The following is a 6,015-nucleotide window of genomic DNA, read 5'->3' as shown; positions in this document are numbered from 1 at the left end:
ACTTGGCTCATAAGTTCATTGTACTTCATCAAAGCGCATTCCTCCCGGCACTGACCCTACGGGTACAGTGCGGGGCTCCTGCGATTTCTAGCTGAAGATGCCAGTGTTTCTTGAGGTTGGGTCCTTTCAAGACACCTCGACCCAACCTTTCGAGACCCCTCGGGATTGTTCGGTCAATTGCTGGCAGGAGTGGGGCGATCCACCACCGGAGCACCAAGGGAGTCGCCGCTATCGCAACCGCTCAAAAATAGGGCCAGCACCAGAAAGCAAACAAGCTGAGGGGCGCATAGTTTCCCATCTTAACAAGCTCAACTGCCTGTCCAGATTACCCCAGAGCCATTCCTCATCATCCTGAAGATTTCCTAAGGGACGGTGGGGATGGCCAGGGATCCCTCCAGAGCCAAGCGATCGCTGACGATAAGACGCCGACTCTCCAGCGTGATGCCGGTTTGGTTAACCAACATCACAGAAATCCACTCAGAACGGGGTTCTTGCGGAGCATCTGCCTGTAGGAAGATCCCTCCGGCCTGTAGAGGTTCGAGAGCAAACGAGGTCACCTCTGGGTAGCCCGCCCCGGCAACGGGTTGTTCGGCAACGGCGCCCAACAGCAAAGAGTGGGTGAGAGGCTCTGCCACAATCGCCTGCAGCGAATAGGTGGATCCCGGTTTGACCACCTCCGGCAGGTTCAAGGTGACGGTGGGAGGGGCAGATCCAGAGGTGAGGGTGCTGGCCTCCCGCAGCACTTCTTGGTCAATCAACAGCAGTTGTCCGGGATTGGCTGGATCCGGGCGATAGCGATTGCGCACCAGGGCAGAGGCTTCTACCTGAAAGTCCCCCCGCACCGAGGATTGGGATCCCTCTACTTGGCTGAGAATATCGGCAACAATCTCAGGGCCCACCTGCCGCCAGGAGAGGATCTGGGCCGAATAGGTGAGCTTGGGATGAGAGCTCCACAGCTTGCGGATGGCACCTTCCACCTCTTCCCGGTCCAGCCCATCTCGGTGGCGGAAGTCGGGGCTGTAGCCGGCCATCACCCCTGGCAAATCCCGCCGGTTGGCGGCGGCCACCTGCTGGCTTAGCCACTCCACCAGGGCGGCTGGCGGTGGGCTGGAAACTTGCCGCTGGATCCCACTTTCTAGGGGCATCGGGGCAGCTTGGGCCCAAGCCGAGGACTCCGTCCGGCTGACGTGACCGGCTGTCAATCCAAGGGGGATGCTCCAGCTCACGGCCAGAGCAAGGGGCCAAAGCAGTTGCGGAAAGTTAGATCGGGATTTCAAGCCATGGGCCTCCAGCCGGCAAATCTGGATCCCAGTCTAGCCTTAGGGCAGTTGGGATCCCAAAGTCCAGACCAGATAAGATCGATTGGAATAAGCTTTGGCTCATAGCGCCTGTTCTCCATGGCTCCCCAGCACTCTCCAGCTTTCTTGGCCCTGGTCAACGAGGCCAAAAGCCGCATCCAAGAACTGACAGTCGAGCAGGTCAGGCAAAAACAACTGCAAGGGGATCGCTTTTATTTTGTGGATGTGCGGGAAGAGTCGGAGTGGCAGGCTGGCCATGCTGCCGGAGCCATCCATTTGAGCAAAGGGATCATTGAGCGGGACATCGAGAAGGTGATCCCCGACAAAGAAGCGGAGATCGTCCTGTACTGCGGCGGCGGGTTTCGCTCCGCGTTGGCAGCCGATAATCTACAGAAAATGGGCTATCGTCGGGTGATCTCGATGGATGGGGGCATGCGGGCTTGGCGGGAAGCGGGTTTTCCTGAGGAGCGCTAGAGCTGGCGGATTTCTTCCCTCACCCATGGGAAGAGGGAGGTATTGGCTGCTATCTGGCTGCTATCTGAAATGGCCGACCACTGAAGGCGGGAAGTGGGGGCGGCCCAACCTTGTTTAGAATGGCGATAGCCTGGCCGTTTAGCTTTACCCCTCTGCCATGCTCCAAACCCTGCCCCGCCTGGATGTTGCTGCCCGTTTGCAGCAGTTGCGCCAGCTTCTGCGAGAACAAGATCTGGATGGCTTTTGGGTTCCCTCTGCTGATGAGCATCTCAATGAGTATTTGCCGGAACATCGCAAGCGGCGTCAGTGGATCACAGGCTTTACCGGCTCGGTGGGGGATGCCTTGATCACCCGGGACAGGGCTTGGCTGTGGGTAGATCCCCGCTATCACGAACAGGCGGAGCGGGAGGTGGATCCCAATCTATTGACAGTGATCAAAGGAGGTCTGCCGAATCAGCCCAGCCTGATGGAGATTGTGGAAGAGCTGGGATCCGGCTTTCGCCTGGGGGTGGATCCCTTTACGGTGGCGGTGGCCACCTATCGCCAGTTGCAGGCCCATGCCCAAGCGGGAGGGGTGCTCTTGATCCCGGTCATGGAAAACTTGGTGGATAAGCTGGCTCAGGGATCCGCTCCTGTCGCTCCCTTTGACCGGCCCATTGACTCGGTACCCACCCACCTAAGCGGGGCCACCCCTGCAGAAAAGCTGGCCCAAGTCCGGCAGGAGATGCGCCGCAAACGGGTGGGGCTGCTGCCCCTGACCAAATTGGATCAGGTGGCCTGGCTGTTTAACCTGCGGGGATCCGACATCCCCTACAACCCAGTGTTTTGGGCCTATGCTTTGGTCAGCCTAGATAGAGCGGCTCTATTCACAGATCTGGAGCGGCTCAGTCCCCCATCTCGGCAATTTCTGGCAGAAGCCGGGGTGGAACTCTGGCCCTACGAGACCTACAGCCAACAACTGCCCCAATGGGCCAAGAGCTATGCGCCGGTGGGCTTGGATCCCAAGCAGACCACCCAGGGCACTCAAGAGCTGCTGCAGGATGCGAGCTGCCGCGAGCTGGAGCACCCAGTAGAAGCCCTCAAGGCCGTGAAAAACCCCACCGAGCTGGAACAGATGCGCCTGGCCAACCGCAAAGCCAGCCGGGCCAAGATCCGTACCCTGGCCTGGATCGACCGGCAAATCCAACAGGGGATCCCCATCAGCGAAGCCGATGTGGCCGCCATCATGGAGGCCCATTACCGGGAGGAAGGGGAGTGGGTGGGCCTGAGCTTTAACACCATTGCCGGCGCCGGCGCCAACAGCTCCATCATCCACTACAGCACTCCGGATCCCCAAAAGCTGCTGCAGCCGGGCGAACTGTTTTTGTTGGACTCCGGATCCCACTACTTGGGGGGCACCACCGACGATACCCGCACCGTTTGGATTGGCCCGCAACCCGCGGATCCCTTGTGCAAGCGGCGCTATACCGAGGTGCTCAAGGCCCACATTCAATGCGCCCGCCAGATCTTCCCCCCCGACACCTATGGAGTCTCGTTGGATGGGATCGCCCGCTCTACCCTTTGGCAGGCCGGGCTGGACTATGGCCATGGCACCGGCCACGGTGTCGGCGCCTTTTTGAATGTCCACGAGGGGCCCAACGGGATCCACCGCCGCGCCAGCACCCCTCTCAAAGTGGGCATGATCAACAGCATTGAGCCGGGCTACTACCAGCCGGGATGGGGTGGGATCCGCCTGGAGAACCTCTACGAGGTGATTGCCATTCCCGAGCCGGAGGGCTGGATGGGCTTTCGCTCCCTAACTTGGATCCCTTTTGATGGGCGCTTAATCGATTGGGAACTGTTGAACGAGGCGCAGCGAGCCTGGCTGGACGAGTATCACCGGCAGGTTTACGCCATGCACCACGCCACCTTGCCAGAACAGGATGCCGCCTGGCTAAAATGCGCCTGCGGACTGAGCTGATGTACTCGCAAAAGCGTTGCGCGGCGATTACAAATCCCCTGGCAAAGAACGCAGGAAGGATCCCCGCAGTTGACCACATGCGGCATTGCCATCCAAGCCACGGGTTTGGCGCACAGTGGCCCGCACTTGGTGCTGTTCGAGCTGGCGGACGAACTCTCTGACCCGTGTCGGGTGGGGGCGTTGATAGTCAGCTTCAGAGATGGGGTTGTAAGGGATCAGGTTCACGTGCAGTTGTACCCCTGACCGGCTGGCCTGCTGCAGCAATTGCGCCAGTTGGCGGGCATGAATGGGCAGGTCGTTGACCCCCGATAGCAGGGTATATTCAAAACTGACTCGCCGCCCGGTGCGCAGCATGTAGTCGCGGCAATCCTGGATCAGAGTGTCCAGAGGGTAGTGGGATGCCGAAGGGATCAACCGTTGCCGCAGGTCTTGATTGGGGGCATGCAAGCTGACGGCCAGGGTAACTTGCAGATCCTGCTGCGCCAGCCAGGCAATTTGCCGGGGTACCCCCACCGTCGAGAGGGTGATATGCCGTTGGCCGATGCCGATATCTTGATTCAGGCTGCGGATGGCTTGTACTACCGTATCGCGGTTGAGCAGGGGTTCCCCCATGCCCATAAAGACCACATGGCTGACGCGACGGCCAAAATCTTCCTGCACCGTCAACACCTGATCCAGAATCTCGTGCAGCTCTAGGTTGCGCCGGTAGCCCATCTTGCCGGTGGCACAGAAATCGCAGGCCATCGGGCAGCCCACCTGAGAAGAGACGCAGACCGTCAGACGCTTGGCCGTTGGGATCCCTACCGTTTCGATCAACTGCCCATCCGCCAACCCCAGCAGAAACTTCACAGTACCATCGCGGGCCTCTGTCCGCTGCACAATGCGCGAGCGTCCCACTGGGTAGCTTTGCACCGCCTCTCGCCAAGCCCTAGGAAACACCGTCACCTGTTCCAGGGAGCGGATCCCTTTTTGGTAGATCCAAGCATGCAGTTGTTGCCCGCGATAGGCCGGCTGTCCTTGGGCAACCGCCCAGTCTTTCAGAGCAGACAAGGATTGCCCCAGCAGCGGAATGGGTAGGGCCGACATCAATACCATCTTAGACGAGATCTCAAGAGGCACAGGAGTCCGGCTCCTCTACTCTAGCCTGTCCCTGCAACCCAATCCCCTTCAAGAACTCCGTCCGAGTGGCGCGAACGGCCTCGTCGCCACAGGGTTGCGGTTCCCCTGCCCATGGCAACAACTCCGCCAGAGACAGGGCGGGTGACGGTAAGCAACAATGCTCTCTTAAATCCCTTAAATTCCCTTAAATCAAGTTGCCCAAGGGCTTTTCCACCCCGCACTCAAGTACAGGGCTACCAAGCTATTCCCTGGTGTAGTTTTGTAGAGTGTGTTATGGAGTGCGCCATCGGGACGGAGTCCCTGACAGTTGGACAAAGTCTGCAGGATCAGGAGCGCTCGATCTGAATCTTCTCGATTTCAATCCATTGAATCCATCTGAACCTATGTCTGTTTCCCCACAACTGGCTCAACTGGCCACCTGGATGGCAGGGCACTTCAACAACCTACAACAGGCGATTGCAGAGCCCGTCTGGTTTGCCAACATTCATGTGTACCAATGCCCCTTGCCTTGGTCGGTGTTGCAGGGGGTGGGGTTTTACGTGGAGCAACTGTACGACATTTATCCTGAGCAGCCTTACCGACAGCGGGTGATCCACCTCTTCGATACTCCAGATGGGATCCGGATTCAAAACTATGCTCTGACAGCTCCTGACTCCTACAGGTGCGCCGGTCGGGAGTTGTTGCTAAGCAACGCTTACGCGAAGGGGAAATTGGCCGGTCTGACAGCAGCGGAGTTGGAACTCTTGCCCGGCTGTGTCACCCAGGTGGAATGGACGGGATCCTGCTATCGGGGCCGCAGCCTGCCCGGCAAAGGCTGTATTGTTGAACGCAAAGGCAGAACCACCTATTTGTACAGCGAGTTTGAGATCGGAGCCGACTACTTTCACAGCTTGGATCAAGGTCGGGATCCGGAGACCGATCAAGTGATCTGGGGATCCCTATCCGGGCCTTTTCGGTTTGTCAAAAAACAGGATTTTTCCCAGTACCTACCGCAGTGGGCTGAAGTGCTGAACCATGAGGCTGTTGGAGCAACTGGTTGAGCAGCTGCGGGCGCTGGGGATCCCGTTCGCGTCGTCAGGACGGACTTCCCGGCGAGAGTTGGTCTGGCTAACCCTGCGGTTGGCCTGGGAAAACGCGATGCGCTACCGGCTGTAAGGACTCCGT

General features: G+C 59.0%; 6 protein-coding genes. 4 read left to right on the top strand and 2 right to left on the bottom strand.

What is annotated here, in order from left to right; genetic code table 11:
* Positions 1 to 362 precede the first annotated feature (362 nt).
* Positions 363 to 1,277, bottom strand: a complete 915-nt coding sequence (locus tag ACVWZJ_RS06700) for a Cif family virulence factor (protein ID WP_414330578.1) — start codon at positions 1,275 to 1,277, stop codon at positions 363 to 365.
* A 120-nt stretch (positions 1,278 to 1,397) separates the two neighbouring features.
* Between ACVWZJ_RS06700 and ACVWZJ_RS06695 the strand changes: the two genes are divergently transcribed.
* Entirely contained in the window at positions 1,398 to 1,772 is a 375-nt protein-coding gene (locus ACVWZJ_RS06695; RefSeq protein WP_457395431.1) for a rhodanese-like domain-containing protein, read from the top strand.
* 157 nt (positions 1,773 to 1,929) lie between these two features.
* Positions 1,930 to 3,732 carry an aminopeptidase P family protein gene (locus ACVWZJ_RS06690; protein ID WP_457395428.1) on the top strand — a complete coding sequence of 601 codons (1,803 nt, stop codon included), beginning with the start codon at positions 1,930 to 1,932 and terminating at the stop codon, positions 3,730 to 3,732.
* A 27-nt stretch (positions 3,733 to 3,759) separates the two neighbouring features.
* Here the strand turns inward: ACVWZJ_RS06690 and rlmN are convergent, their stop codons facing one another.
* Positions 3,760 to 4,818: a 23S rRNA (adenine(2503)-C(2))-methyltransferase RlmN gene (gene rlmN / locus ACVWZJ_RS06685; protein WP_011432660.1), complete on the bottom strand. Its 1,059-nt coding sequence runs from the start codon at positions 4,816 to 4,818 to the stop codon at positions 3,760 to 3,762.
* A gap of 416 nt (positions 4,819 to 5,234) precedes the next feature.
* Here rlmN and ACVWZJ_RS06680 point away from each other — a divergent pair, with 416 nt between their 5' ends.
* Positions 5,235 to 5,891, top strand: coding sequence for a chromophore lyase CpcT/CpeT (locus ACVWZJ_RS06680; protein ID WP_011432661.1), 657 nt, complete (start codon positions 5,235 to 5,237; stop codon positions 5,889 to 5,891).
* The gene (locus ACVWZJ_RS06675; protein ID WP_457388212.1) at positions 5,866 to 6,006 is read left to right on the top strand and encodes a hypothetical protein; all 141 of its coding nucleotides are present in this window, start codon (positions 5,866 to 5,868) and stop codon (positions 6,004 to 6,006) included. The genes ACVWZJ_RS06680 and ACVWZJ_RS06675 overlap by 26 nt, the downstream gene beginning before the upstream one ends.
* Positions 6,007 to 6,015: the final 9 nt, after the last annotated feature.

Source organism: Thermostichus sp. OS-CIW-29, assembly GCF_054058195.1.
The sequence above is the reverse complement of the archived record's forward strand: the minus strand, read 5'-3'. Positions and strand labels throughout refer to the sequence as shown.

What these genes read in the sequence shown, in the direction of transcription:
- ACVWZJ_RS06695 (WP_457395431.1), top strand. Translation starts at nt 1,398, where the DNA reads ATGGCTCCCCAGCACTCTCCAGCTTTCTTGGCCCTGGTCAACGAGGCC.
- ACVWZJ_RS06690 (WP_457395428.1), top strand. Translation starts at nt 1,930, where the DNA reads ATGCTCCAAACCCTGCCCCGCCTGGATGTTGCTGCCCGTTTGCAGCAG.
- rlmN (WP_011432660.1), bottom strand. Translation starts at nt 4,818, where the DNA reads ATGTCGGCCCTACCCATTCCGCTGCTGGGGCAATCCTTGTCTGCTCTG.
- ACVWZJ_RS06680 (WP_011432661.1), top strand. Translation starts at nt 5,235, where the DNA reads ATGTCTGTTTCCCCACAACTGGCTCAACTGGCCACCTGGATGGCAGGG.
- ACVWZJ_RS06675 (WP_457388212.1), top strand. Translation starts at nt 5,866, where the DNA reads ATGAGGCTGTTGGAGCAACTGGTTGAGCAGCTGCGGGCGCTGGGGATC.